The organism is Streptomyces niger, assembly GCF_000718305.1.
Taxonomy (GTDB): Bacteria; Actinomycetota; Actinomycetes; order Streptomycetales; family Streptomycetaceae; genus Streptomyces; species Streptomyces niger.
The window spans coordinates 358,310-382,945 of the sequence record NZ_JOFQ01000001.1 but is presented as its reverse complement, the minus strand read 5'-3'; the positions used below and the strand labels follow the sequence as shown (position 1 = coordinate 382,945).

The window sequence follows — 24,636 nt, the reverse complement described above, 5'->3', positions numbered from 1 at the left end:
GTGCACAGGACCCATGTGAAGCAATTACCCGAAGACTCCGCCGACCGCACCGCCGTACGCCCCGCGCAGGCGGACACGGAATCGACGGCCACCCTGCTGCAGCAGCTCGTGCTCGCCACGGGCGCCACCGCGGTGGTGGCGTGCGGGCCGGCGGCGGTGCGCAGGGCCGCGTCCGTCGCCTGCGCGCTCCGCGACAACGGCGGCGGCCGGGTCGTGGCCTGCGTGTCCGACGCCGACCAGGCCCTGGACGCGTCCGTCATGCTCGAAACGGCGGGCGTCGCCAGGTACGTCGACGTGCTGCACGGCGACATCCGGCAGGCGTTGCGGCGCTTGCCCGGGCCGGTCGACCTTCTCGTACTCGGCTGCCCCGGCGAGGAACACCTGCCGATATTCCGGGCGGTGGAGCCCAGGCTGCTGCCCGGCGCGCTGATCGTGGCCATGGGGAGCCAGGCGCGCGGCGATCGTTCAGACGGGGAATCGCTGGTCCGCTTCCTCAGCCACGACGACGGTTACGTCTCGCTCTCGCTGCCTCTTGAAGGAGGGGTGGAGGTGGCCGTCCGTGCGCTCTGAACTCGGGCCGGCCCGCTCGACGACCATCCGGGTCGTGGAACTCGACATGATCTACGGCCTGTTGCTCGATTGCTTCGATCCGGAACCGGCTCGGTCCGGCACCCGCGAGGACACCACCGATGAATCGGGAGACCACCATGTATCGAACTCTGACCGTCGCGAAAATGGATCCGGAGAGCGCCGAGAGCGTGCGCGCGATATTCGCCGATTCCGACAGCTCTGAACTGCCGCACCTGGTGGGCCTCACCAGGAGGACACTGTTCACCTTCAACGGCCTGTACTTCCACCTGGCGGAGTCGGACCAGGACTTCGAGTCCAACCTCGACAAGGTGCGCAACCATCCGCTGTTCCACGAGGTCAATTCCCGCCTGCGGCATTTCCTCTCTCCGTTCGACCCCGAGGCGCGGGACCGGAAGGACGCCCTTGCGGTGCCCTTCTACTCCTGGACGGCGGGCGACCCGCCGCCCGCACCGAGCCCGCAGACCCTTCCTGCGGGGGAGGCTCGGCCGGCGCGCAAGGTGTCCTCGAACGAGGTGCCGGCCAACACCAAGCGGGGCGGCGACATCCGGGTGACGCTGAGCCCGAAGACGGCCGGTTGCAGCTCCGGTTTCGGGGGAGTGCTGCAGCTGGCCGCGGGGGAACACGTCACCGAGCACTACCACCCGTACTCCGAGGAGTTCCTGCACGTCGTCCAGGGCGAGGTGGAGATCACGCTGGACGGACACCCGACACCGCTCCTGCCCGGCGATTCACTCCTCGTGCCGATCGGCGTACGCCACCGGCTGGTCAACACCGGGAACGTGCCCGCGAAGGGCGTCTTCCACCTGTCCCCGCTCGCGCCGCGTCCCGAACTCGGCCACGTCGACACCGAAAGCCCCGTGCACGCCGAGGCGGGCAACCCGGACGTCGGTGGTGTGCGATGACGCGCCGCGCAGTGCTCACCGGTGTGGGGGTGGTGGCGCCCGGTGCCAACGGCCGGGACGCCTACTGGGACCTGCTCGCCGCCGGGCGTACCGCCACCCGCCCGATCAGCCTCTTCGACGCCACCGGCTTCCGCTCCCGGGTGGCCGCCGAGTGCGACTTCGATCCCGCGGCGGCGGGCCTGACGCCGAAGGAGGCGCGGCGGATGGACCGGGCCGCGCAGTTCGCGGTCGTCGCGGCGCGCGAGGCGATCGCGGACAGCGGCATCGAACTGCCCGCCGGCGACCCCGGCCGGGTCGGCGTCAGCATCGGCAGCGCGGTGGGCTGCACGATGGGGCTGGAGGAGGAGTACGCCGTGCTGTCCGACGGCGGCCGGAACTGGCTGGTGGACCACTCCTACGGAGTGCCGCACCTGTACGGCTACATGGTGCCCAGCACCCTCGCCGTCGAGGTGGCCCGGCAGGCCGAGGCCGAGGGCCCGGTCGCGCTGGTCTCCACCGGCTGCACCTCCGGTATCGACGCGGTCGGGCACGGCGTCCAGCTCATCGAGGAGGGCAGCGCCGACCTCGTCCTCGCCGGTGCCACCGACGCCCCGCTCTCGCCCATCACCTCCGCCTGCTTCGACGCCATCAAGGCCACCACGCCCAACAACGACGACCCCGCGCACGCCTCCCGGCCCTTCGACGGCCGGCGCGACGGCTTCGTGCTGGGCGAGGGCGCCGCGGTACTGGTCATCGAGGAGGCGGCAGCGGCCAGGCGCCGGGGCGCCACGGTGTACGCCGAGGTGTTGGGATTCGCGGGGCGCAGCAACGCCTTCCACATGACCGGTCTGAAGCCGGACGGCCGCGAGATGGCGGAGGCCATCCGCGTCGCCCTGGACCGGGCCCGCCTCGACCCGGACGACATCGACTACATCAACGCCCACGGCTCCGGCACCAAGCAGAACGACCGGCACGAGACCGCCGCCTTCAAACGGAGCCTCGGCCCGCGCGCGTACGAGGTGCCGGTCAGCTCCATCAAGTCGATGATCGGGCACTCGCTCGGCGCCATCGGCTCGCTGGAGATCGCCGCCTGTGCGCTCGCACTGCGCCACCAGACCGTTCCGCCGACGGCCAACCTCGCCGCGGCCGACCCGGAGTGCGACCTGGACTACGTACCGGTGACGGCACGCGCCCACCGGATGGACCGGGTGCTCACCGTGGGCAGCGGGTTCGGCGGCTTCCAGAGCGCGATGGTGCTCGGCCGGTACGACCTGGACAGCAAGGGAGAGGCGGCATGAGCGCATCCGGAATCCGCGCCGGACACCGCGGCACGGCCGTGGTCACCGGACTGGGCGTCGTCGCCCCCACCGGCATCGGGGCGCGCCGGCACTGGGAGTCGGTCCTCGCCGGGAAGAGCGGTCTCGGCCGCATCACCCGGTTCGACCCCGCCGGCTACCCCGTGCGGGTGGCGGGCGAAGTGCCCGGGTTCGTGGCCAAGGAACGGGTGCCCGGCCGGCTCGTCCCGCAGACCGACCGGTTCACGCACTTCGCGCTGGCGGCGGCCGAGCAGGCCCTCGACGACGCGGCCGTGGACCCGCAGGCGCTGCCCGAGTACGCGATGGCGGTGGTGACCGCCAGCTCCTCCGGCGGCACCGAATTCGGCCAGCGGGAGATGGAGCGGCTGTACCAGCAGGGGCCGTCGTGGGTGGGGGCCTACCAGTCCATCGCCTGGTTCTACGCGGCGACCACCGGCCAGGTGTCCATCCGGCACGGCATGCGCGGCCCGTGCGGAGTGCTGTGCTGTGAGCAGGCCGGCGGGCTCGACGCGCTCGGGCAGTCCCGGCGGCTCCTGAACACCGGCTCCGAGCTGGTGCTCAGCGGCGGCACCGACGCCTCACTCAGCCCGTACGGCCTGGTCGCGCAGACCATGACCGGCGAACTGTCCACAGCGGACGACCCGGCCTGCGCCTACCTGCCCTTCGACGCCGCCGCATCGGGGTTCGTACCGGGCGAGGGCGGTGCGTTCCTGGTCGTCGAGACCGCCACGTCCGCCCGCGCCCGCGGAGCGCAACACTACGGCGAACTCCTCGGCTACGCCGCCGGGTTCGACCCGCCGGCCGACTCCGGTCGGCCACCGGTCCTCGCGTCGGTCATCCGCCGCGCCCTCGCCGACGCGCGGCTCGACCCGGCGGACATCGGCATGGTCGTCGCCGACGCCTCGGGCGTACCGGGACGCGACCGGGCCGAGGCCCGGGCGCTCACCGAGGTGTTCGGCGCCCGTGGCGTGCCGGTGACCGCACCGAAGGTCCTCACCGGCCGGCTCTACGGCGGCGCCGCCCTGGACGTCGCGACCGCGCTGCTCGCCCTGAGCGCGGGAGTGGTGCCGCACACCGCCGGCCTCGACCGGGCCGCTCCGGAGTACGCCATCGACCTCGTCGTGGACCGGCCGCGGCCCCTCGGCCCGGGTACCGCACTGGTGCTCGCGCGCGGCCACGGCGGCTTCACCTCCGCACTGGTGGTGGCGGCGGGCAACCGCACCGACGTCGCCCCATGACCGACCCCATGACCGACGGACCGTACCTCACGACCGACGGACCGTACCCCATGACCGACGGACCGTATCCGATGACCCATGCCGGAAGGGCAGTTCACCATGGCTGAGTTCACCGTCAACGACCTGAAGCGCATCCTGTACGAGGCCGCCGGGACCAACGACGACGTCCACATGAACGGTGCGGACCTCGCCGACCAGCGGTTCACCGACCTGGACTACGACTCGCTCGCGGTGCTGGAACTGTCCAGCCGCATCGAGCGGGAATACGGCATCACGATCCCGGACGGCGACCTGTCGCACACCATGACCCTGCGCGAGGCCGTCACGTACGTCGTCGCGCGACTCGCGGAGGTGAAGGTCTGATGGCGGGACACACGGACAACACGATCGTCATCGACGCACCGATGGACCTGGTGTGGTCCATGACCAACGACGTGGCCGCCTGGCCCCAGCTGTTCAGCGAGTACGCGGCGGCCGAGATCCTGGACCGGGACGGGGACACCGTCACCTTCCGGCTCACGCTCCATCCGGACGAGACGGGCACCATCTGGAGCTGGGTCTCCCGGCGCACCACCGATGCGGCGAACCGCACGGTGTCGGCCCACCGGGTGGAGACCGGCGCCTTCATGTACATGAACATCCACTGGTCGTACGTGCAGAGCCCCGAGGGCGTACGGATGCGCTGGGTCCAGGACTTCGCGATGAAGCCCGGCGCCCCGCTGGACGACGCCCAGATGACCGACCGGCTCAACCGCAACACCGCGACCCAGATGCACCTGATCAAGGAGAAGGTCGAGGCCGCCGCCGCGTGACGCCCCGGCCACCATCCGCCGCCGCAGCGGGAGTGGCGTCCCAGGACCACTCCCGCTGCGGCGGCAGCCCACACAGCGGTGATCCAGCAGAGGACCCGCAGTGGAGAGGACGCGCCATGACCCACCTCGAACACCGGAGCAACACCGTCGCCGAGCTCATGCAGGTGGCGGACGTGAAGTGTGGGGAGGAGTGGCTGAGGGAGGCGCTCCAGACAGCGCTCATGCTGGAGCTCGCCACCATCCCCCCGTACGCCTGTGCCGTCTGGTCGATCAAGGACGTGGAGTCCACGCCGGGCGTGTACAAGACCGTCCGGGAGATCCTGTTCGACGAGATGTCGCACTTCGGGCTGGTCGGCAATCTGCTGAGCGCCATCGGCGGCACCCCCGTGCTGACCGATCCGGAGCAGCTGCCCAGGTATCCGGGCCCGCTACCCGGCGGCGTGAACCGTGGCCTGACCGTCCAGCTGAGCGGTTTCGACAGGGCAGCCGCCGGCATGTTCGCGGCGATCGAGAAGACCGATGACCCGGTCGTCTCCGCGCGAGGCGAGGACTACTCCTCGATCGGTGCCTTCTACGCCAAGGTGCAACGCGTCCTGAGCGCGAACCGGCACCTGGTCGGTGACAAGGGGCACCAACTGCAGTGGCCGCTCCAGCAGGTGCACGGGCGGGGCAACGACGTCAAACCCCTCGCCACGTGGGAGGCCGCCGACGAAGCGCTCACCATCATCAAGGAACAGGGCGAGGGCACCTCGGCCTCGCCGATCAATCCGTACCCCCTCGACCCCGGGGAGCTGGCCCACTACTACGCCTTCCTGGAGATCAGCCGGGGCCGGAAGCTGGAGAACCGCTCCGGTAGGTGGGAGTTCTCGGACCGACCTGTCGTCATTCCCCCGGTGTATCCCATGGGCAGGGTGCCGGCCGGTGGCTGGGCGAACGACAGGGGAGCCTCGCGGGTACCGGAAGCGGTCGTCGTGCTGCTCGACGAGTTCAACGCCTACTTCAGCGAGATGCTCCGCACCTTCGAGGCGGCCTGGCGCACACCGGACGCAACCGACCGGCTGAACACGCTGCGGGGCGCGGTGAGCGCCATGACCAGCATGCGTGCCTTGGCACGCGCCCTGATGCAGATCCCGCAGCCCGGCGACCCGGAAGCCACCTACGGCCCCGAATTCCGTTACGTGTCCCGGCAGCCCTGACCCCGCGGGCCGTCAGCCCGACGTGAGGGCGCCGTCGATGCGGCGGGGGATGTCGTAGGGGTTGTCATCCTGGAGGGGCGGGAAGGAGGTGCTCAGGCAGGTTCTGATAGGCGACGGGGCGCAGGAAGCGGTCGATCGCCAGGCAGCCGACAGAGGTGGTGCGGACGTCGGAGGTGGCGGGGTGCGGGCCGCCGTGGTCACCTGGGGTTCGTCCTTCTGCGGGGGTGTGCGCGGTGGTGCGGGCGGGGCGAGCGGCGCCTCAGGCGGTGACGGTCGGCAACTCGCCTATGAGCGCGGTGAGTTCGGCCAGTTCGCTGCGTGTCAGGTCGGTCAGCGGCGGCCGTACGGGGCCGGCGCCGTGGCCGGTGGCGGTCATGCCGGCCTTGACGATGCTGACCGCGTATCCGGGCTGCCGGTTGCGGATCTCGGTGTAGGGCAGGACGAAGTCCTTGAGCAGGGCGCGGACGGTGTCGTGCTGCCGCGCGCGGACGGCGCCGTAGAACCGCAGGGCGAAGTCGGGGAGGAAGTTGAAGATGGCGGAGGAATAGGTGGTGACGCCGAGTTCGAGGTACGGCAGGGCGTAGGTCTCCGCGGTGGGCAGGCCGCCGACGTAGGTGAGCCGGTCGCCGAGCCGGGTGTGGATGCGGGTCATCGCGTCGATGTCGCCCGTGCCGTCCTTGTAGCCGATGAGGTTGGGGCACGCGTCGGCGAGGCGGGCGAGGGCGCCGGCGGTGTAGGTGGCGTTGGCGCGGCCGTAGACGATGACGCCGAGGGAGGTCGCGCGGCACACGGCCGCCACGTGTGCGGCGAGCCCGTCCTGCCCCGCCTCGGTCAGGTAGGGCGGGAACAGCAGGATGCCGTCGGCGCCGGCCCGCTCGGCGGCCCGGGCGTACTCGACGGCCGTACGGGTGCCGTACCCGGCCGGGGCGAGGATCGGCGTGCCCTCCGGGGCCGCCTGGACCGCCGCGGTCACCACCTGCTCGGTCTCGGTGGCGGTCAGGGAGAAGAACTCACCCGTGCCGCCGGCCGCGAAGAGCCCGCCGACCTCGTACGCCGACAGCCGCTCGATGTTGCTGCGGTAGGCGCCCTCGTCGAAGGAGAGGTCGTCGGCCGTGAAATGGGTGACGGGGAAGGAGAGCAGGCCCGAGCCGATGCGCCGGCCGAGCTCTGACGGGCTGAAAGAGGTCATGCGTGGTCTCCGCGATGAGATGCAGGGGTGGTGGCGTGGCCGCGCCGTGAGCGGTGTGCCCGGTGACGACGCTACGAGCCATGAGTCATGCGGGTCCAACACTGTTTTGGCATTCATCAATACCTGCTGAGCATCGTTGCGGCTTGCCCGTACGCACGCGGCGCGGGCCCCGCTGCCGTAACAGCGGGGCCCGCGCCGGAAGGAGGTGGCGGCGACGTCAGGGGCGCTTGCCGGCCTCGTGGGTGGCCTGCGTCCAGGCGCGCGCCTGATCGCTGAGGGTGATGCCCAGTCCGGGACGCGCGGACACGTGCATCCGCCCGTCGCTGATCGTGAGGCGCTCGTTGAACAGCGGCTCCAGCCAGTCGAAGTGCTCCACCCACGGCTCGATGGGGTACGCGGCGGCGAGGTGCAGGTGGATCTCCATGGCGAAGTGCGGGGCCAGCTGCAGGTGGTGGTGTTCGGCGAGCGCGGCGAGCTTGAGGAACTGGGTGATGCCGCCGATGCGCGGCGCGTCGGGCTGGATGACGTCGGTGGCGTTCAGCCGGATCAGCTCGTAGTGCTCGGCCACACTGGCCAGCATCTCGCCGGTGGCGACCGGGGTGTCCAGCGAGGCCGCGAGCGCGGCGTGCCCCTGCGCGTCGTAGGCGTCCAGCGGCTCCTCGATCCAGACCAGGCCGAACTCCTCCATGGCGCGCCCCATGCGCTGGGCGGTGGGCCGGTCCCACTGCTGGTTGGCGTCGACCATCAGTGGCACGTCGTCCCCGATGTGCTCGCGCACGGCGGTCAGGCGGCGCAGGTCCTGCTTGCCGTCCGGGTGCCCGACCTTGATCTTGATGCCGCCGATGCCGCTGGCCAGCGACGCGGTGGCGTTGTCGAGGACCTGCTCGGTGGGGGTGTGCAGGAACCCGCCGGAGGTGTTGTAGCAGCGCACCGAGTCGCGGTGGGCACCCAGCAGCTTGGCCAGCGGCAGTCCGGCCCGCTTGGCCTTGAGGTCCCACAGGGCGACGTCCACGGCGGCGACGGCCTGCGTGGCGACACCACTGCGCCCCACCGAAGCGCCGGCCCACACCAGCTTGGTCCACAGCCTGCCGATGTCGCTCGGGTCCTCGCCCATCAGCTCGTCGACGATCTCCTTGGCGTGTGCGTACTGGGCGGGGCCGCCGGCGCGCTTGGAGTAGCTGAAGCCGATGCCCCGGTGCCCCTGCTCGGTCTCGATCTCCACGAACAGGAAGGCCACTTCGGTCATCGGCTTCTGCCGCCCGGTCAGCACCTTGGCATCGCTGATCGGGGTGGCCAGCGGCAGGGTGACCGAGGAGAGTTTGATCCAGGCGATGGTGTCGAGCGTCGCCTCGCCGTGACGGCCGGCTGCGGAGGTGGCTGAGTGCGTCATGGTCACCACTTCGTGTCCCTGGGGTCGTGGGTGGATGCGGATGCGGCCGGCCGTGGTGGCGGTGCCGGGCCCCAGAGGCACGGGCAGCCCCCTCCGGGCCGGGCGCCGGCGGGGGAGGGGCGGCTCGCCGTGGGTTTTGCCTGACGCTAAGGTCGGCGATTGATCCACGTCCAACTTAGTTTTTGGATGATTCCATACCTGGAGGGTATTGGTGTTCACACTCGTGCAGCTGGCGAGTTTTGTCGCGGTGGCCGAGGAGCTGCACTTCACCAGAGCCGCCGAACGCCTCCGGATGACCCAGCCGCCCCTGAGCCGCCAGATTCAGCTGCTGGAGCACGAATTGGGCGTACAGCTGCTGGACCGCACCAATCGCACCGTACGCCTCACCCCGGCCGGCCGCGCCTTCCTCAACGAAGCCCGCAACATCCTGCGCCAGGCGGAAGCGGCCACCCTCTCCGCCAAGCAGGTCTCCGCCGGGCAGGCCGGGGCGATCGCCATAGGGTTCACCGCGGCCAGTGCCTACTCCGCGCTCGGCACACTGCTCGACGTCGCCCGCTCCACCATGCCCCGCACCGAGATAGTGCTGCGGGAGAAGGTGACCCGCGACCAACTCGAAGCGATCACCGAGGGCTCCCTCGACCTCGGCATGATCCGCCCCTCCAGCACCGGCCCCGACCTGGCGACCCGCCCCACCATCCGCGAAGGCCTGCTCGCCGCCGTACCCCGCGACCATCCGCTCGGCGCGGACGACGGCCCGTTGCGGATCAGCGACTCCGACGGGCAGGACGTCCTCATGTACTCCCCGGTGGAGGCCCGCTACTTCCACGAACTGCTGGTCAGCATCTTCCGGGCCGCCCGCGTCACCCCACGGTTCACCCAGTACCTCAGCCAGGTCCACAGCCTCCTGGCGATGGTCAACGCGGGCTGGGGCATTGCCTTCGTCCCCGAGGCGGCCGCCCAGATGCGTTTCTCGGGCATCACCTTCCGGCCCCTCGAACTGCCCGACCCCACCCCCGTCGAGCTGCACCTGGTATGGCGCAGGGCCAACGACAACCCGGCCCTGCACGCGCTGCTCCGGCACCTGTGAGCGAGGCCTCCGGCCCGCCGGCGCCCGACCTGTGAAACACCGCATGAGCAGGCGCTCCTCATGATGCGCCGCGGGTATCACAGCATGCCGAAATGGTGTTGGACCCGCATCGCAACCGGCTCTTAACGTTCCGGCCAGCAATCGAAGCGGCTTCCGTCCGGGGCTCGGGCCATCGCCCCGCCCGCCCGGGAGTTCCGGAAGTCGTGGGCGGACCACGCCCGGCGCCGGGAAGCCGCGTGAGCCGCCCGTCTCCGCGCACCCCAGGAGCCTCCTGCCATGACCGACCTCACTCCTGCCGAACTGGGCCGCCGCCTCGGTTCCGGCCTGTTGTCCTTCCCGGTGACACACTTCCGGCCCGAGAACCTCGCGTTCGACGAGGACGCGTACCGCACGAACATCGCCCGGCTCGGGAAGTACGACGTGGCGGGACTCTTCGCGGCCGGCGGCACCGGCGAGTTCTTCTCGCTCACCCCGGCGGAGGTGGCACGCGTCGTCACCGCCGCCGCCGACAGCGCGCCGGCGGACACCCCGATCGTCGCCCCCGCCGGATACGGCACGGCGACCGCGGTCGAGCTCGCCGAGGCGGCGGAGCGTGCCGGCGCCGACGGCCTGCTCCTCTTCCCGCCGTACCTCACCGAAGCCTCGCAGGACGGCCTCGCCGCCCACGTCGAGGCGGTCTGCCGCGCCACCGGCCTGGGCGTCATCGTCTACAGCCGGTCCAACGCCGTATACGCCCCGGACACCGTCGCCCGCCTCGCCGAGCGCTGCCCGAACCTCATCGGCTTCAAGGACGGCGTCGGCGACATCGACACCCTCACCCGCCTCCACTCCCGCATGGGCGACCGCCTGACCTACATCGGCGGCCTGCCGACGGCCGAGACGTACGCACTGCCGCTCCTCGAACTCGGCGTCACCACCTACTCCTCGGCCCTCTTCAACTTCCTCCCGGAATTCGCGCTCGACTTCTACGCCGCCGTACGGGACCGCCGCCGGGCCGACGTCCTGCGCATGCTCGACGACTTCGTCCTCCCCTACACCCTGATCCGCGACCGCAAGCAGGGCTACGCGGTGAGCATCGTCAAGGCCGGCATGCAGATCACCGGCCACCCGGCAGGACCCGTCCGGCCGCCGCTGACCGACCTGGAGCCGGCGGAGCTGGCGCAGCTCACCACCCTCATCCGGGGTATCGGCGCCTGAGCCGCCGCCGCGCACACCCGCCGCACCCGCTCCGAAAGGCACCGCTTCATGAACACCAGCACACCTCCCACCAGCACCCCTGTCGTCTCCGCGATGCGCGTCATACCGGTCGCCGGCCAGGACAGCATGCTGCTGAACCTCAGCGGCGCACACGCCCCGTACTTCACCCGCAACCTGGTGCTGCTCACCGACTCCGAAGGCCGTACCGGCGTCGGCGAGGTGCCCGGCGGGGAGGGCATCCGCAGCACCCTGGAGGAGGCCCGCGACCTGGTCGTCGGCCGGCCCGTCGGCGACCCGCACGCCGTGCTGCGCACCATCCGCGAGCGCTTCGCCGACCGCGACGCGGGCGGCCGCGGCGCCCAGACCTTCGACCTGCGCGTCACCGTGCACGCGGTGACCGCCGTCGAGTCGGCACTGCTCGACCTGCTCGGCCAGCACCTCGACGTGCCGACCGCGGCCCTGCTCGGCGAGGGCGTCCAGCGCACCAGCGTCCCCGTCCTCGGCTACCTCTTCTACGTCGGCGACCGCGCACGCACCGACCTGCCCTACCGCAGCGACCCGGACGCCGAGGACGACTGGCTGCGGCTGCGCGACGAGGAGGCGCTCACCCCCGAGGCCGTCGTCCGACTCGCCGAGGCCGCCCAGGAGCGGTACGGATTCCAGGACTTCAAGCTCAAGGGCGGCGTACTGGACGGGCCTTCCGAAGCCGCCGCCGTCACCGCCCTCGCCGAGCGCTTCCCCGACGCCCGCATCACCCTGGACCCCAACGGCGCCTGGCTGCTGCGTGACGCCATCGAGATCGGGCGCGGGCTGCGCGACGTCCTGGCGTACGCCGAGGACCCCTGCGGCGGCGAGGGCGGCTACTCCGGACGCGAGACGATGGCGGAGTTCCGCCGCGCCACCGGACTGCCCACCGCCACCAACATGATCGCGACGGACTGGCGGCAGCTCGGGCACGCGATCAAGGCCGACGCCGTCGACATCCCGCTCGCCGACCCGCACTTCTGGACCATGAACGGTTCGGTGCGCGTCGCCCAGCTCTGCGACGCCTGGGGCCTGACCTGGGGTTCGCACTCCAACAACCACTTCGATGTGTCGCTGGCGATGTTCACCCACGTCGCCGCCGCCGCGCCCGGGAACATCACCGCGATCGACACGCACTGGATCTGGCAGGACGGCCAGCACCTGACCCGCGAGCCGCTCGCCATCCGCGACGGCGCCATCGCCCTGCCGGACCGACCCGGCCTCGGCGTCGACCTGGACCTGGACCGCGTGGCGGCCGCCGAGGAGCTCTACCACAGCCTCGGCCTCGGCGGCCGTGACGACGCCGCCGGCATGCAGTACCTGCTGCCCGGCTGGAAGTTCGACCCGAAGCGGCCGGCGCTCGTCCGCTGATCCCCCGACACGCACCGCCTTCCCCTCCACTCACCACCCGGGAATCCTGGCCGCCGGGCCCTCGGCTCCGGCGGTCCGCACCCGGCATCACTTCAAGGGAGAAGTGATATGCCCCTGCTCGTCGTGGCGCTCAGCGTGGTGGCGCTGCTCTTCCTGATGACCCGGCTCAAGCTCAACGGGTTCATCGCTCTGTTGCTGGTCGCGGTGGCCGTGGCAGTCATCCGGGGAATAGACCTGGAGAAGATCCCCGACGTACTCGCTGAAGGTGTCGGCGGTCAGATAGGCGACACCATGCTCGTCATCGGACTGGGGGCGATGGTCGGCCGGGTGATGGGCGACTCCGGCGCGGCCCAGCGGATCGCGACGACGATGTCCGACCGGTTCGGCGACCGTTGGGTCCAGGTCGCCATGGTGGTCACGGCCATGCTCATCGGCGTCACCATGTTCTACGAAGTGGCCTTCGTGATCATCGTCCCCGTGGCGTTCACCCTGGTCCGCGTCACCGGCAAGAACCTGCTGTGGATCGGCCTGCCGATGTCCATCGCACTGTCCACGATGCACAGCTTCCTGCCCCCGCACCCCGGCCCGACCGCCGTCGCGGCCACCTTCGACGCCTCCATCGGCAAGACCCTCTTCTTCGGCCTGTTCATCGCGGTCCCGGCCGGTGCGCTCATCGCGCTGGTGTGGCCCCGGCTGGCCTTCGTCCGCCGGATGGACCCGTCCATCCCGACCGGTCTGGTCAGCGACCGCCGGTTCACCGACGAGGAGATGCCCGGCATGGGCTGGTCCCTGTCGGTCGCGCTCTTCCCGGTGGTGCTCATCGCGGGTGCGTCGGTGGCCGAGATGGTGATCGGCGAACACCACGCCGGGATGCCGCTGGTCGCCTTCCTCGGCTCGGCTCCGGTCGCCCTGCTGCTCACCTTGGTGCTGGCGGCCTGGGTGTTCGGCCCGCGCATCGGCCGCCCGCTCAAGGACGTGGCGACCTCCTGCAGCGACGCGGCCAAGGCCATGGCGATGATCCTGCTGGTCATCGGCGCCGGCGGCGCCTTCAAGAACGTCCTGGTCGAGGGCGGGATCGCCGACTACATCAAGGACCTCACGCACGGCTGGTCCATCTCGCCGATCCTGCTGGCCTGGCTGATCGCCGCGATCCTGCGCATCGCGCTCGGTTCGGCGACGGTCGCGGTGACCACCGCCGCCGGCATCGCGGCCCCGCTCGTCGCCGGCAGCGGCACCTCCCCGGAGCTGATGGTCCTCGCGGTGTCCTGCGGCTCCATCGCCTTCTCCCACGTCAACGACCCCGGCTTCTGGATGTTCAAGGAGTACTTCAACCTCTCCGTCCTGGACGCCATCAAGGCACGTACGACCTACACGACGGTCCTCGCCGTCCTCGGCCTCGGCGGCGTCTTCGCCATGGACGCGGCACTCGGGGCGCTCGGGGGGTGACGTCGGCCCGCGGTGGCGGCAACGCCGCGGGACATGTCTCCGCGGCGGCCTCCCGGAGCACTCCGGGAGAACCCCGGGCGGCTCGTAGGTGAATTCTCGAACTCACGTGACCACAGGGGCATTTCGGTGCAACCGGTGCCCCTGAGGCGCTGTCTGAGCAGGTGATCGGAAACACCGGGCAATCGCCATCAGCCACGTGAAAGGCACCTCTGCATGCGTAAGCACGGATTACTCGCCGCCACCGCTGCCGCCGGCCTCGCCTTCGGTGCGGTCGTGCTCGTGGCGCCCGCCGCTCAGGCGGACGCCACGCCCGCAACGGGCCGGGCCACCGTCGTCCACGACGAGGGCGTGCTCCGGTACCAGGCCGCCGACGGGCAGCGGAACGACCTCGCGGTCACCGTCGAGGGCATCGACGTCGACCCCTCCGAGTTCGGCGGCGACTACCTCATCACCTTCCGGGACCCGGCCGGCATGGCCGTCGACGCGGGCGCGGCCGAGTGGGACTCCTGCACGTACCCCACCGCGGCCGACCACACCGTCGTGCAGTGCACGGTCCCGGAGCCGCTCGGCTCCGACGACTCGACGAACTACGAGGTGGACCTCGGCGACGGCGACGACAGAGTCACGATCACCTCCGACACCGGCGCCATCGCCGCGATCAACGGCGGAGCCGGCGCCGACGTCCTCAAGGGCACCGGACAGAACCAGTACAACGGCGGCGACGGCAACGACCGCATCGACGGCAGTGACGGCCTCGGCGCCGACGGCGGCGCCGGCAACGACACCATCACCGGCGCCTGCCAGTACGTCTGCCGCGGTGGCGCCGGCGACGACTCCGTCACCGGCACCGGCGACATCAACGCGCTGTACGGCGACGACGGCAACGACATCCTGCACGCCGGATCCGACAACGACGAGGTCTACGGCGGCCGCGGCAACGACAAGCTGTACGGCGAGGACGGCAACGACACCATGTACGGCAACAGCGGCGACGACGTGCTGTACGGCGGCCGGGGCGAGGACACCCTCTCCGGCGGCCCGGGCAGCAACAAGGTCTACCAGGACTGAGGCGCCCGCCGGCCGGGACGGCCCCGGGGCTCAGCTCCGGGCGGCCGTCCCGGTGGCCGTCCGGGCGCGGTCCTCGGCGTCCGCGTCGAAGCCGACCGGTTCCCAGCGCTTCACGAGCAGGGCGATCAGGCCGAGGACGGGCGCGCCGAGGATGACCCAGTACACGTCCGTCCCGAGGCCGCTGCTGAGGATCGGGAAGAAGAACAGCGTCAGGGTCGAACCGAGGCGCAGGACGGCCTGGTTGAAGCCGATACTGACGCCGCGCATCGACGTCGGGAAGCCCAGCGAGGCATAGCTCATGATGTGCGCGCCCGGGCCGAAGCCCTGGGCGAACATGAACGCACCGAGCATCAGGATCGCCGCCGTCACCACGGCCGTCCCGGACGGCGCCCCGATGAGGCCGAGCACCGCGATGGCGACGAGCTGGATCGCGAAGCCCAGCGTCATCATCGGCCAGGCGCCCTTCGTCGAGGCCCAGCGGATGCCGAGCAGCCCACCGGTGAGGGCGAAGACGAGGTTCAGGGCGAAGGACGACGCGATCGTGGTCAGCGGTCCCTGGGTCATGAGCGTCGCGATGATGATCGGCAGGCCGAAGGCGACCGCGTTGTACCCGAAGGTCTCGGCGATGCCGACCGTCACCGACTGGATGGTGCGGGTGCGGTACGGCGGTGTGAAGAGCCGCACGTACGAGGCCAGGCCCGGCCGGGGCGGGCGGGGCGCCTTCGCCGGTACGTCGTCGGCGACGCGCGCGTCCACACCGTAGGACTGCCGCAGGATCCGCGCCGCGCCCGCCAGGTCTCCCTGGTCGGCGGCCCAGGTCGGGGACTCGTTCATGTAGCGCCGGCGGAGCAGCAGCACGACCAGTGCGGGCACCGCGCCGAAGCCGACGGTGAACCGCCAGAGCCAGCCCAGCTGCGCGTCCGGCAGGACGAAGTACAGCAGCATGATCACCAGGTAGCAGCCGCTGGTCGCGGCGTACCACGCGGGCGACCAGGCGGCCGTGCGGGAACCCTTGCTGCCCTTGCCCCGCAGCCGCGAGAACTCGGCGAGGAACGCGATGGCGACCGGTATGTCCATGCCGACGCCGATGCCCATCACGAAGCGCGCGACGGTCAGGGTCCACACGTCCTGCGCCACCGCGGACACCAGCGCGGTGACGACGAAGAAGAGCATGTTGGCCATGAATACCCGGTAGCGGCCGATGCGGTCCACCAGCCAGCCGCCGAGCAGGGCGCCCAGCAGCGAGCCGACGCTGATCGAGGCGGTGACCAGGCCGGCCATCGTGGAGCTGAGGCCGAACTGCTTCGTGATGTCGGGCAGCCCGTACGCGAGGGAGCTCAGGTCGTACGCGTCGAGGAAGATGCCGCCGAGCGCGATGATCACGATCATCCTGGCGTGCCGGCCGCGTGCCGTGCCCGAGTTGACCAGATCGGAGACGTCGGCCGCCGAACGGATCAGCACCGTGCCGGACGCCGTCTCCGGCGACGTGCTGGCGGGCGGGGGAGAGGTGGAGCTCACGGGCGCCTTCCGGTGCAGATCAGGGACATGGTAGGGCGGAATCGTAGGCTCCGGTCGGATCCGGCCACGCGAGTGTCCGCATATCGGTCACCGGTGTGATCACAGTGCGGGCGACACGAGCGGCACGAGGGCACCCCCTAGGCTGCCAACCCCGGCACCGGCCCCGACCCAGGAGCGCTCCACATGGCCCACCCCACCCCGCAGCTCCCCTTCCCCGACGCCTACGACCAGGGCGACGCACCGGCACCGCACGCGCTGCTCGCCCCGGTGCTCGGCCTGCTGGGCACCTGGACCGGCCGGGGGAGCGGCGAGTATCCGACGCTCGCCGAGGACTTCACGTACGCACAGGAGGTCACCTTCCGCCACGACGGCCGGCCCTTCCTCTCCTACGAGGCCCGGGCCTGGCTGCTGGACGCCGACGGCGCGCCGCTGCGGCCGGCGGCCCGGGAGAGCGGCTGGTGGCGGCTGCAACCCGACGGCCGGGTGGAAGCGCTGATCACGCAGCCCACCGGGATCGCGGAAATCCTGGTGGGCCGGGTGGGCGACGGGACGGTCGACCTCGCCACCCATCAGGTGGCGTGCACGCCGACCGCCAAGGAGGTCACCGCGACCCGCCGCCGGTACACCCTGACCGATGCGGACACCCTCGACTTCGGCCACGACCTGGCGGCGGTCGGTCAGCCGCTGCAACACCATCTCGCAGCGCGGCTGCGCCGCGGGGGCACGGAGTGATGTGGTGAAACCGAGACGGGTGGGTACCCGCGGGGCGCTGCACAACGAACGGTACCCATGACCTCGAAGTCCACGATGAGAGGCATCACATGCTTCTGCCCTTTCTCGGACTCCTGCTGACGGAGGGCCTGATGGGCGCTTCGGCGCACGCCCCGCCCGCCGCCACGCTGCCCGCCGCGATCGTCATCGGCGGCTGCCTGCTCGCGTTCGCCATACGTGAGCGCGTCCGCCACCGGCACCAATGACCCGAAGGAGCCGAATGATGGAGGTCACCGCTCCTCCCCGCAGGCGCACCGGACTGCGCGACGCCAATGGCATGGCCGTCGCCTCGTTCGTCCTGGGACTCCTCGGACTGCTGGTCATGAACCTGGTCCTGGGGCCGGTCGCCATCGTCATGGCGAGCCTCGCGCTGTCGCGCGCCACCAGCCGCCGCCTCCCCGCGATGGCGGGCCTGGGGCTCGGCGTCTGCGACCTGATCGTGTACGGCGCCCTCGTCGCCGCCGACGACTCGGTGGCGTGGACGTTCAGCGGTTGAGGACTCCCCGCACCGCTCTCGGCCCGCCCCGGCGCGGCACCGTCCGCCCGGTCACTCATGCCGGGCGGACCCCCGGAGGATGACGAGTTGCCGGGTCGCGCGGGTCATGGCGACGTAGCGGTCGACGGCGCCCTCGATGCCGTCGCCGAACGACTCCGGATCGATGAGGACGACCAGATCGAACTCCAGCCCCTTCGACAGTTCCGGGCTCAGCGACCGGATGCGGGAGGTCCCCCGGAACGTGCCCGCTCCGTTGTCACCGGCGCCGATGACGCAGGCGGTGCCCTCGGCGTGGGCGGCCAGCCAGCTGTCGAGGATCGAGTCCAGGTCAGCGACGGTTCCGTGGCGGACGGGGAGGCCGCTGCTGCGGATGGACGTCGGTACGTTGGCGTCCGGGAGCGCGGCGCGGATGGTCGGCTCCGCCTCGGCCATGACCTCTTCCGGCGTACGGTAGTTGATGCTCAGGCAGGACACGGTGGTGCGGTCCAGTCCGACGCGTTCCAGGCGTTCCTGCCACGACTCCGTGAATCCGTGCCGGGCCTGGGCGCGGTCGCCGACGACGGTGAAGCTCCGGGACGGGCAGCGGTGCAGCAGGATCTGCCACTCGGCGTCCGTCAGCTCCTGGGCCTCGTCCACGATGATGTGCGCGAACGGCCCGGCGAGGGGGTCCGTGGCGGTGCCGGGCAGTGCGCTCTCGTCGATCAGGGCCTCCTGCAGGTCCTGGCCGCGCAGCATCCCCACCGCGCCTTCGCTCTCATCGATCTCGGTGTCCTGCAGGATGCCGGCGATGACGTCGGCCCTGCGTGCCCGTTCGGCGGCGACGGCGGCCTCGTGCCGGCGCTTGCGTACCGAGGCCTCCGGGTCGCCGAGCCGCTGCCGTGCCGCGTCCAGGAGCGGCAGGTCGGACACCGTCCAGGCCTGGGCGTCCGCGCGCTGGAGCTTCCGTACGTCCTCGCGGCTGAGCCAGGGGGCGCACTTGCGCAGGTAGGCGGGCACCGACCACAGGTCTCCGACGAGGTCGCTCGCCGCCAGCATCGGCCACGCACGGTTGAGCGTCCTGATCAGCTCCCGGTCCTGCAACAGCGACCGCCGGAGCGATTCGGGCGGTGCGTCACTGTCGTCCTTGTCCATCAGGATCGTGAGCAGTTCCTCGCGGATCTGGTCGCGTGCCTCGTTGTGCGGCGTACCGGGTTCCACCGCATCGAACGCCGCCGCCCAGTCCTCGGCGCTCAGCCAGATGTCGGACCAGTGGCTGGAGACCGTCATCCCCTCCGTGGGCGGTTCCTCGTAGAGGGCGACGGCCGGTTCGATCGCCTTCACCATGTCCGCCGACGACTTCAGCAGGGCCACGCTCGGGTCGGCCTCGACCACCGCTCCCGCTCCCTCCGGCACGAGGTCGCGCAGGGTGCAGGTCCGTACGCCCTCCTCGCCGAGGCTGGGCAGGACGTCGGCGACGTAGGCCAGGTAGGGCTCGTGCGGGCCGACGAACAACACGCCGCCCCGGCGGTGCCCCAGGCGCGGGTCGGAGTAGAGGAGGTGCGCGGCGCGGTGCAGCGCGACGACGGTCTTGCCCGTGCCGGGGCCGCCGTCGACGACGAGGGTGCCCTGCGAGCCGGCTCGGATGATGGCGTCCTGGTCGGCCTGGATCGTGGCGAGCACGTCGCGCATGCGCGCCGACCGGTTGCTGCCCAGGCTGGCGATGAACGCGGACTGGTCGTCCAGCGCGGCGTGCCCTTCGAGCCCCTCGGCGGTGAACACCTCGTCCCAGTAGTCGCTGATCAGGCCGTGGGACCAGCGGTACCTACGGCGGCTCACCAGGCCCATCGGGTGGGCGTGGGTAGCGGCGAAGAACGGCTCGGCCGCGGGGGAGCGCCAGTCGAGCAACAGTCGGCGCCCCGTGCTGTCGGTGAGGCCGAGGCGCCCGATGTACACGGGTTCCGGGCTGTCCCCACTGACGATGTGTCCCAGGCACAGGTCGAGCCCGAAGCGGCGCAGGGCGCGCAGGCGACCGGTCAGCCGGTGCACCTCCGCGTCCCGGTCCATCGCCGCGCGGCCGACGCCACCGGGCGCCCTGCGCTCGGCCGCGAGGCGGTCGGACAGTTCGTTGATCGACTGATCGAGGCTCTCCGCGATGGCCGCGAAGTGCCGCTCGTCGGCGTCGATCAGCGTCGGGTCGGCCTTGTGGGAGAGGTGGTCGGGAAGCCGGAACGCGCTGGGGCTGCCTTTGCGCGGCTCCCCGTAAGGCCTCAAAAGTGCACTCACTTCGTGCATCCCCCCATTTGTGGAACTTCTCGCATCGGCCCGCGATTCTGCCCCACGACCAGGGCCTTGCCGCAAGGCCCCCACTGCGCTATAAGTTGAGAGTGGCAAGGAGAGGATTCACCTCCTTGCCTTTCTCTTTTCCCCCTCGTCTTTCTCTGTCGGGGCCCGGGTCTCTTCCCCGAGCGGGCGCGTGCCGCCGCCGCTACCAGCGGGTCGACACCGGCCGCTACCAGCGGATCGGAACCGGGAGGGCGGTGAGGAGCGCGGTGACCGCGACCGTCAGCCCGAGGGTGAGAACTTCGAAGCGTGCCGGAGTGCAGGCCGTGAGCGGGTCGGCGGCGTGCCGCAGCCGGCGGCGCGCGCACAGCGCCAGTGCGCTCGCGACCGCGACCAGCAGCACCTTGGCGAGCAGCGTACGACCGTAAGCGGTGCTGGTGAGCTGGTCCAGGACGGTGCCGGGCGGCATCCGCCGCAGCGTGCTGCACACGCCGGTGACGGTGAGCGCGATGAGCAGGCCGGCGGCGCCGCGCGCGTACCGGGCGAGCAGCTCCGCACCGGCCGCCGGCTCCAGCGCACGCCACAGCCGCACCATCCGCAGGACGTGGAGCAGCCCGCCTGCCCACAGTGCGGCACACGTGAAGTGGACGAGGGTCAGGGCCGAGCCGAGGAGCGGGCCGTCCTCCGTGGCGGGATGCGCGCGCAGTGCCTCTGCCACGGCGATCGCGGCCAGCGGAAGGGCCTGCGCCGCGGGGCGGCGCGAGCGTGCGAGCAGGGCCGCGACGAGAAAGGCATCGACTTCCAGCAGTGCCAGCAGCCCGTCGCGCGTGCGGTAGAGATCGGCGAGATCCATGTCGGCGAGCCGGGACGGCACGAGGTTGCCGGCGGCGACGATCAGGGCGAGCCCCAGCGCGGCCACGGCACCGCCCCACGCTGCCGCCGCGGACCAGCCGCGGGGCAGCAGCTCGGGCGCCCGGGGGACACGACGCGCCAGCCACGGCGCGATCACCTCGCCGACCTGCACACACACCGCCGCGAACAGCAGTACGCGGAGCAGTGTGACCCAGTGGGCGCCGGGAGCCGCGGCCTCTCCCGTGCCGTGCAACGCGGCTCCGGGGCCCGCCAGCGAGATGATCGTGGCGGCCACGAAGAGCACGAGCAGGGCCGCGGTGCGCCCGGTGCCGGCACGGGGTGGCGCCGGGGCGGCCGCCGGTACGGATCTGTCGCCGGTCGTGGTGGTGGACGGACGCATCGCGGGCACCCCGAATACCTGTCTTTGCATACACACCATTGCAGAAGCCAATAATGGTGGCAGCTGACGGGCGGTACCGCGTGCTGTTGCGCCGTCCGGGGGGTGCTTTCGGACACCTGGCTTCCGCAGGCGGGGGCCCGGCCGGGAAGTCGCTCCGATGGCCGTTACCAGGGCACGGTCTCGCCCGTGTGGTCGAGGTACTTCAGACCCGGCTCGCCGCTGTGGCGGTCGATGGTGTTCGCCACGCCGGGGACGGACTGCTCGACGGTCAGTGGTGCGTCCGGGCCGCCGAGTTCGGTGCGTACGTGGCCGGGGCACATGAGCAGCAGTGTGTGCGCGGCGTCGGCGTACCGTACGGCGTAGCAGCGCATCAGCTGGTTCAGGGCGGACTTGCCGGCGCGGTAGACGTCCTGACCGCCCCTGGTGTTGAAGCCGAGACTGCCCTGGCGAGACGACATGACGCCGATGGTCCCGGCCGGTGCCACCAGAGACCGCAAGGACTCGATCACGCGCATCGGGCTGAGCGCGTTCGTGACCATGACCTCGACGAACATCTCCGTCGGGACGTCGCCGATCGGAATGTCGCCCCTCGTGATGCCGGCGTTGACGAACAGCATGTCGAGGGTGCGTCCCGCCAGCCGGTCGCGCAGCGCGGCGATCTGTGCCGGCTGCGTCATGTCCAGCGACTCGACCGTGACGCGGCCCTCGGACGCCTCGGCCAGGTCGTGGAGCCCGGTGCGCCCGTCGCCTCGTACGGTTCCGATGACGTTCCAGCCGCGGTGCGCGTACTCGGTGGCGAGACCGAGTCCGAGGGTGCGGGACGCCCCGACGATGAGAGCGGTCTTCGTGCTCATGCCTGGACCGCCGGCTTGAGGACCTGCTCGCACCATTCGCGGAAGGTCGTCGGACTGGTGGTCTCAGGGGTGCGTCGCAGGCCGCCGTCGAGGCCGTTATCCTTGGCGCGCATCATGTCGACGTAACCCGCCACGAGCGCCTCCCCGACCCCGCGTCCCACCAGTGCGGCACGGAACTCGTCGAGCGATTGCTGCTGGTAGCGGACCGGGCGGCCGAGCACGTCGGACATGATGCGCGCCATGTCGTTCGGCGAGAGGTCCTCGGGCCCCAACACCCGGACCTCGCCCGTCCCCGACCACGAGCGGTCGCGCAGCAGTCCGGCGGCGGCCGCGGCGATGTCCCGGGTGGCGGCCAGTGGCGCTGCGCGGTCGGCGGTGACGGTGTTGGTGAACACGCCGTCGTCGCGGATCGAGGCCACTTCCCAGAGCAGGTTGTCCATGAAGGTCGGGTTGGCGAGCGCCCGGTAGGCCACGCCTGTGCTCGCGATGAGGTCGTCCATGGCCAGCGACGCCGTCACGTGACCGGCGCGGCCGGCCATGGGAGTGCCGCGGCCGAGCGCCGACACCCCGACGACGTGACCGACGCCGTGAGTGGTGAACGCCTTCGCGGCAGCGCGGGTGAACCCGGAGTACATGTCGTCCAGGCTCGGTGTCCGCGGCGCCGGCGGGACCACCCAGAAGACGGCGTCCGCGCCGGCGAAGGCCCGGTCGACGACCTCGGCATCGCCGTGCGAGCCGGTGACGACGTCGACGCGGGAGCGGACCGCCGCGGGGAGCCTGGCGGGGTCGCGCACGATGACGCGCAGCTCGTCGCTGCACGTGGGGGACTCGTTGAGCAGGATGTCCAGGAGCCGGCCGCCGATCTGGCCGGTGGGAGTGGTGATGACGATCATGTTTTGAGTCTCGGGGTGTTCATTTGCGGCGTCCAATACCCTTCCTGGCGATTGATACCTTGAGGGCATGGATCTCGATCTGCGCAAGCTCCGCTACTTCGTCGCGGTGGCCGAGCACCGGCACTTCGGCCGGGCGGCAGAACAGCTCTACATCGCCCAGCCGGTCCTCAGCCGCCAAATCAAGGCTTTCGAGAAGGAGTTGGAGTGCACACTGCTCGTGCGGAGCACCCGAAGCGTGGAGCTGACCGCCGCCGGTAAGCAGCTCTACCAAGAGGCGCAGGGGATCCTCGCGGCCGTCGGCGCGGCGGTCCGACGCGTGCACGACGTCGGTCGAGGCGTACAACGGCTCGTCGTCGCCTTCTCCACCGGGCTGCATGTGTCCGAGGCGATACGGGCGTTCACGTCGCGCCATCCGGACGTCGAGACCGACGTCGTGCCCGTGCGTTGGTGGGAGCAGGACGCGCCGATCCGGGACGGCCGGGCCCAAGTCGCGTACATTCGGCGACCGTTCGACGAGGCGGGGCTGCACGTCATTCCCATCGGTCGTGAGCCGAGGACCGCCTGCATGCCCGCGACGCACCCGCTGGCTCCACGCCGGCAGCTCACCTCGGCGGACCTCGACGGCGTCCGCCTGCTCGACGCGCCGACCCGGCGCACGTCCTCCATCGAGGAGAAGTTCGAGCTCATCGCCTCCGGGCACGGCATTGCGCTCGTCCCGTTGAGCGTCGCGCGGGCCTACTCCCGCCCCGACCTCGTCCACGTGCCCGTCACGGACGCGCCGGAGACCGAAACATGCCTGGTCGCCCCCGCCGACCGACACGAGAAACTGCTGCGCGACTTCCTGGCGATCGCCACGGCAACGCTACGGCGAGGGTGAGCAGTTGGCGGTGTTGGTGTACCGAAGCGGGGATTCCTCCTCCGGCATCGCGGCTGCTGAGGTGGCTCAGGGCCTCCCGGCGTACCGGCCGTCGGGCGTACGCGTCCGGCCGGTCGGCGCTACCGGCGGGATGCCGGGCATTGGCGCATTGACGCCTTGATGCGTTGACGCCTTGGTGCATTGACGCAGATCGATCGACCGCATTAGATTCTATGAACATGTTCAGTGAACGCGTTCATTACGAGGCGACGTGACCTCACGGAAAGAACAGCGGGAAGTCACCCGCCAGCGGGTCCTGAGTGCGGCGGAGCAGTTGTTCACCGCCCACGGGTATGACGCCACCACCATCCGGGACATCGCCGCGCGTGCCGGTGTGAGCGTGGGCACCGTGATGGCGGTCGGCGACAAGGCGACGATCCTGGTCGAGCTGTTCGATCGACGCATCTCGGCGCTGCACGAGACGCGAGCGAAGCGGGACGCACCGCGCCGAACGGCTCCTTCTCCGGGCCGCCTTGCCGACGACGTCCTCGCCCTCTTCGAGCCGTTCCTCGCCCTCTTCGCCGGCGATCCCGAGCTCGCCCGCCACTACGCGGCGGCCCTCGTGACCGGCAAACACCGAGCGGGCGTCTTCAACGAGCTCGGTGCGGCGCTACGGCGGGAGATCGGCGACGTACTCATCCGCGCCGGTTTCACACCGGAGGCCGCCGCCGGTGGCGCGACCGCGATCCACCTCGCCTACCTCGGCGCTCTCTTCGTCGGTGCCGGGGCCGGCGGGGCCGACCTGAGCGGCCCCGTCGAAGACCTCGTCTCCGTCGTGCGGTTCATCACCGACAGCAATAACGCCGCCGAAGGCAACAGCAACGCCGCCGAAGGCAACAGCTAGCAACAGCAAGGCCGACAGTGACAACGA

24 protein-coding genes and 1 pseudogene are annotated in these 24,636 nt (G+C 71.0%); 18 read left to right on the top strand and 7 right to left on the bottom strand.

What is annotated here, in order from left to right; genetic code table 11:
* The first annotated feature begins 15 nt into the window (after nucleotides 1-15).
* The 8 genes and pseudogenes from IF20_RS38910 (at nucleotide 16) to IF20_RS01680 (ending at nucleotide 6,034) form a co-directional block, all read left to right on the top strand.
* Complete coding sequence (locus tag IF20_RS38910; protein WP_052863078.1) at nucleotides 16-570, top strand: O-methyltransferase; 555 nt, start codon at nucleotides 16-18, stop codon at nucleotides 568-570.
* Nucleotides 571-689: 119 nt separating this feature from the next.
* A pseudogene (locus tag IF20_RS38905) lies at nucleotides 690-1,007 on the top strand (TcmI family type II polyketide cyclase); the annotation flags it as partial.
* 81 nt (nucleotides 1,008-1,088) lie between these two features.
* Nucleotides 1,089-1,493: a cupin domain-containing protein gene (locus IF20_RS01705; protein ID WP_052863470.1), complete on the top strand. Its 405-nt coding sequence runs from the start codon at nucleotides 1,089-1,091 to the stop codon at nucleotides 1,491-1,493.
* Nucleotides 1,490-2,770, top strand: coding sequence for a beta-ketoacyl-[acyl-carrier-protein] synthase family protein (locus IF20_RS01700; protein WP_052863077.1), 1,281 nt, complete (start codon nucleotides 1,490-1,492; stop codon nucleotides 2,768-2,770). Before IF20_RS01705 ends, IF20_RS01700 begins: the two co-directional genes overlap by 4 nt.
* Nucleotides 2,767-4,026, top strand: a complete 1,260-nt coding sequence (locus IF20_RS01695) for a ketosynthase chain-length factor (protein ID WP_052863076.1) — start codon at nucleotides 2,767-2,769, stop codon at nucleotides 4,024-4,026. Before IF20_RS01700 ends, IF20_RS01695 begins: the two co-directional genes overlap by 4 nt.
* 99 nt (nucleotides 4,027-4,125) lie before the next feature.
* Nucleotides 4,126-4,389, top strand: a complete 264-nt coding sequence (locus tag IF20_RS01690) for an acyl carrier protein (protein ID WP_052863469.1) — start codon at nucleotides 4,126-4,128, stop codon at nucleotides 4,387-4,389.
* Complete coding sequence (locus tag IF20_RS01685; protein WP_052863075.1) at nucleotides 4,389-4,838, top strand: SRPBCC family protein; 450 nt, start codon at nucleotides 4,389-4,391, stop codon at nucleotides 4,836-4,838. The genes IF20_RS01690 and IF20_RS01685 overlap by 1 nt, the downstream gene beginning before the upstream one ends.
* A 116-nt stretch (nucleotides 4,839-4,954) precedes the next feature.
* The gene (locus IF20_RS01680; protein ID WP_052863074.1) at nucleotides 4,955-6,034 is read left to right on the top strand and encodes a ferritin-like domain-containing protein; all 1,080 of its coding nucleotides are present in this window, start codon (nucleotides 4,955-4,957) and stop codon (nucleotides 6,032-6,034) included.
* A gap of 259 nt (nucleotides 6,035-6,293) precedes the next feature.
* Here IF20_RS01680 and kdgD (IF20_RS01675) read toward each other — a convergent pair whose 3' ends face one another.
* Both kdgD (IF20_RS01675) and IF20_RS01670 read right to left on the bottom strand, forming a co-directional pair.
* The gene (kdgD, locus tag IF20_RS01675) at nucleotides 6,294-7,223 is read right to left on the bottom strand and encodes a 5-dehydro-4-deoxyglucarate dehydratase (protein WP_052863073.1); all 930 of its coding nucleotides are present in this window, start codon (nucleotides 7,221-7,223) and stop codon (nucleotides 6,294-6,296) included.
* 217 nt (nucleotides 7,224-7,440) lie between these two features.
* Complete coding sequence (locus IF20_RS01670) at nucleotides 7,441-8,613, bottom strand: L-talarate/galactarate dehydratase (protein ID WP_110943770.1); 1,173 nt, start codon at nucleotides 8,611-8,613, stop codon at nucleotides 7,441-7,443.
* Nucleotides 8,614-8,824: 211 nt separating this feature from the next.
* Here IF20_RS01670 and IF20_RS01665 point away from each other — a divergent pair, with 211 nt between their 5' ends.
* The 5 genes from IF20_RS01665 to IF20_RS01645 all read left to right on the top strand — a co-directional run bounded on the left by IF20_RS01665 (nucleotide 8,825) and on the right by IF20_RS01645 (nucleotide 14,806).
* Nucleotides 8,825-9,700 (top strand): LysR substrate-binding domain-containing protein, encoded by an 876-nt coding sequence (locus IF20_RS01665; RefSeq protein ID WP_052863072.1) that lies wholly within the window; start codon nucleotides 8,825-8,827, stop codon nucleotides 9,698-9,700.
* A gap of 276 nt (nucleotides 9,701-9,976) precedes the next feature.
* On the top strand, nucleotides 9,977-10,897 hold the full coding sequence (gene kdgD, locus IF20_RS01660) for a 5-dehydro-4-deoxyglucarate dehydratase (RefSeq protein WP_052863071.1): 921 nt from the start codon (nucleotides 9,977-9,979) through the stop codon (nucleotides 10,895-10,897).
* Nucleotides 10,898-10,945: 48 nt separating this feature from the next.
* Nucleotides 10,946-12,292 (top strand): glucarate dehydratase, encoded by a 1,347-nt coding sequence (gudD, locus tag IF20_RS01655; RefSeq protein ID WP_052863070.1) that lies wholly within the window; start codon nucleotides 10,946-10,948, stop codon nucleotides 12,290-12,292.
* A gap of 108 nt (nucleotides 12,293-12,400) precedes the next feature.
* On the top strand, nucleotides 12,401-13,738 hold the full coding sequence (locus IF20_RS01650; protein WP_052863069.1) for a gluconate:H+ symporter: 1,338 nt from the start codon (nucleotides 12,401-12,403) through the stop codon (nucleotides 13,736-13,738).
* 213 nt (nucleotides 13,739-13,951) lie between these two features.
* On the top strand, nucleotides 13,952-14,806 hold the full coding sequence (locus IF20_RS01645; protein WP_052863068.1) for a calcium-binding protein: 855 nt from the start codon (nucleotides 13,952-13,954) through the stop codon (nucleotides 14,804-14,806).
* Nucleotides 14,807-14,836: 30 nt separating this feature from the next.
* Here the strand turns inward: IF20_RS01645 and IF20_RS01640 are convergent, their stop codons facing one another.
* A complete protein-coding gene (locus tag IF20_RS01640) occupies nucleotides 14,837-16,324 on the bottom strand; it encodes an MFS transporter (protein WP_052863067.1) in 1,488 nt (495 codons plus the stop codon).
* A gap of 183 nt (nucleotides 16,325-16,507) precedes the next feature.
* Here IF20_RS01640 and IF20_RS01635 point away from each other — a divergent pair, with 183 nt between their 5' ends.
* From IF20_RS01635 to IF20_RS01630, 3 genes are all read left to right on the top strand, one after another.
* Nucleotides 16,508-17,056 carry a nitrobindin family protein gene (locus IF20_RS01635; RefSeq protein ID WP_052863066.1) on the top strand — a complete coding sequence of 183 codons (549 nt, stop codon included), beginning with the start codon at nucleotides 16,508-16,510 and terminating at the stop codon, nucleotides 17,054-17,056.
* An 89-nt stretch (nucleotides 17,057-17,145) separates the two neighbouring features.
* Entirely contained in the window at nucleotides 17,146-17,301 is a 156-nt protein-coding gene (locus IF20_RS38900; protein ID WP_199896443.1) for a hypothetical protein, read from the top strand.
* A gap of 17 nt (nucleotides 17,302-17,318) precedes the next feature.
* Entirely contained in the window at nucleotides 17,319-17,591 is a 273-nt protein-coding gene (locus tag IF20_RS01630) for a hypothetical protein (RefSeq protein WP_052863065.1), read from the top strand.
* Between the two features lie 51 nt (nucleotides 17,592-17,642).
* Here the strand turns inward: IF20_RS01630 and helR are convergent, their stop codons facing one another.
* From helR to IF20_RS01610, 4 genes are all read right to left on the bottom strand, one after another.
* On the bottom strand, nucleotides 17,643-19,862 hold the full coding sequence (gene helR / locus IF20_RS01625) for an RNA polymerase recycling motor ATPase HelR (protein WP_052863064.1): 2,220 nt from the start codon (nucleotides 19,860-19,862) through the stop codon (nucleotides 17,643-17,645).
* Between the two features lie 217 nt (nucleotides 19,863-20,079).
* Entirely contained in the window at nucleotides 20,080-21,132 is a 1,053-nt protein-coding gene (locus tag IF20_RS01620; RefSeq protein ID WP_234426451.1) for a CopD family protein, read from the bottom strand.
* A gap of 134 nt (nucleotides 21,133-21,266) precedes the next feature.
* Nucleotides 21,267-21,956: an SDR family NAD(P)-dependent oxidoreductase gene (locus tag IF20_RS01615; RefSeq protein WP_052863063.1), complete on the bottom strand. Its 690-nt coding sequence runs from the start codon at nucleotides 21,954-21,956 to the stop codon at nucleotides 21,267-21,269.
* The gene (locus IF20_RS01610; protein ID WP_052863062.1) at nucleotides 21,953-22,849 is read right to left on the bottom strand and encodes an NAD(P)H-binding protein; all 897 of its coding nucleotides are present in this window, start codon (nucleotides 22,847-22,849) and stop codon (nucleotides 21,953-21,955) included. The genes IF20_RS01615 and IF20_RS01610 overlap by 4 nt, the downstream gene beginning before the upstream one ends.
* 67 nt (nucleotides 22,850-22,916) lie before the next feature.
* Between IF20_RS01610 and IF20_RS01605 the strand changes: the two genes are divergently transcribed.
* Nucleotides 22,917-23,726, top strand: coding sequence for a LysR family transcriptional regulator (locus tag IF20_RS01605; protein WP_052863061.1), 810 nt, complete (start codon nucleotides 22,917-22,919; stop codon nucleotides 23,724-23,726).
* Nucleotides 23,727-23,976: 250 nt separating this feature from the next.
* Complete coding sequence (locus tag IF20_RS01600) at nucleotides 23,977-24,609, top strand: TetR/AcrR family transcriptional regulator (RefSeq protein ID WP_052863060.1); 633 nt, start codon at nucleotides 23,977-23,979, stop codon at nucleotides 24,607-24,609.
* Nucleotides 24,610-24,636: the final 27 nt, after the last annotated feature.

Excerpts from the sequence above, each read along its gene's own strand:
- IF20_RS01700 (WP_052863077.1), top strand. The coding sequence starts at position 1,490 with ATGACGCGCCGCGCAGTGCTCACCGGTGTGGGGGTGGTGGCGCCCGGT.
- IF20_RS01695 (WP_052863076.1), top strand. The coding sequence starts at position 2,767 with ATGAGCGCATCCGGAATCCGCGCCGGACACCGCGGCACGGCCGTGGTC.
- IF20_RS01690 (WP_052863469.1), top strand. The coding sequence starts at position 4,126 with ATGGCTGAGTTCACCGTCAACGACCTGAAGCGCATCCTGTACGAGGCC.
- IF20_RS01685 (WP_052863075.1), top strand. The coding sequence starts at position 4,389 with ATGGCGGGACACACGGACAACACGATCGTCATCGACGCACCGATGGAC.
- IF20_RS01680 (WP_052863074.1), top strand. The coding sequence starts at position 4,955 with ATGACCCACCTCGAACACCGGAGCAACACCGTCGCCGAGCTCATGCAG.
- kdgD (WP_052863073.1), bottom strand. The coding sequence starts at position 7,223 with ATGACCTCTTTCAGCCCGTCAGAGCTCGGCCGGCGCATCGGCTCGGGC.
- IF20_RS01670 (WP_110943770.1), bottom strand. The coding sequence starts at position 8,613 with ATGACGCACTCAGCCACCTCCGCAGCCGGCCGTCACGGCGAGGCGACG.
- kdgD (WP_052863071.1), top strand. The coding sequence starts at position 9,977 with ATGACCGACCTCACTCCTGCCGAACTGGGCCGCCGCCTCGGTTCCGGC.
- gudD (WP_052863070.1), top strand. The coding sequence starts at position 10,946 with ATGAACACCAGCACACCTCCCACCAGCACCCCTGTCGTCTCCGCGATG.
- IF20_RS01650 (WP_052863069.1), top strand. The coding sequence starts at position 12,401 with ATGCCCCTGCTCGTCGTGGCGCTCAGCGTGGTGGCGCTGCTCTTCCTG.
- IF20_RS01645 (WP_052863068.1), top strand. The coding sequence starts at position 13,952 with ATGCGTAAGCACGGATTACTCGCCGCCACCGCTGCCGCCGGCCTCGCC.
- IF20_RS01635 (WP_052863066.1), top strand. The coding sequence starts at position 16,508 with ATGGCCCACCCCACCCCGCAGCTCCCCTTCCCCGACGCCTACGACCAG.
- IF20_RS38900 (WP_199896443.1), top strand. The coding sequence starts at position 17,146 with ATGCTTCTGCCCTTTCTCGGACTCCTGCTGACGGAGGGCCTGATGGGC.
- IF20_RS01630 (WP_052863065.1), top strand. The coding sequence starts at position 17,319 with ATGGAGGTCACCGCTCCTCCCCGCAGGCGCACCGGACTGCGCGACGCC.
- helR (WP_052863064.1), bottom strand. The coding sequence starts at position 19,862 with ATGCACGAAGTGAGTGCACTTTTGAGGCCTTACGGGGAGCCGCGCAAA.
- IF20_RS01620 (WP_234426451.1), bottom strand. The coding sequence starts at position 21,132 with ATGCAAAGACAGGTATTCGGGGTGCCCGCGATGCGTCCGTCCACCACC.
- IF20_RS01615 (WP_052863063.1), bottom strand. The coding sequence starts at position 21,956 with ATGAGCACGAAGACCGCTCTCATCGTCGGGGCGTCCCGCACCCTCGGA.
- IF20_RS01610 (WP_052863062.1), bottom strand. The coding sequence starts at position 22,849 with ATGATCGTCATCACCACTCCCACCGGCCAGATCGGCGGCCGGCTCCTG.
- IF20_RS01605 (WP_052863061.1), top strand. The coding sequence starts at position 22,917 with ATGGATCTCGATCTGCGCAAGCTCCGCTACTTCGTCGCGGTGGCCGAG.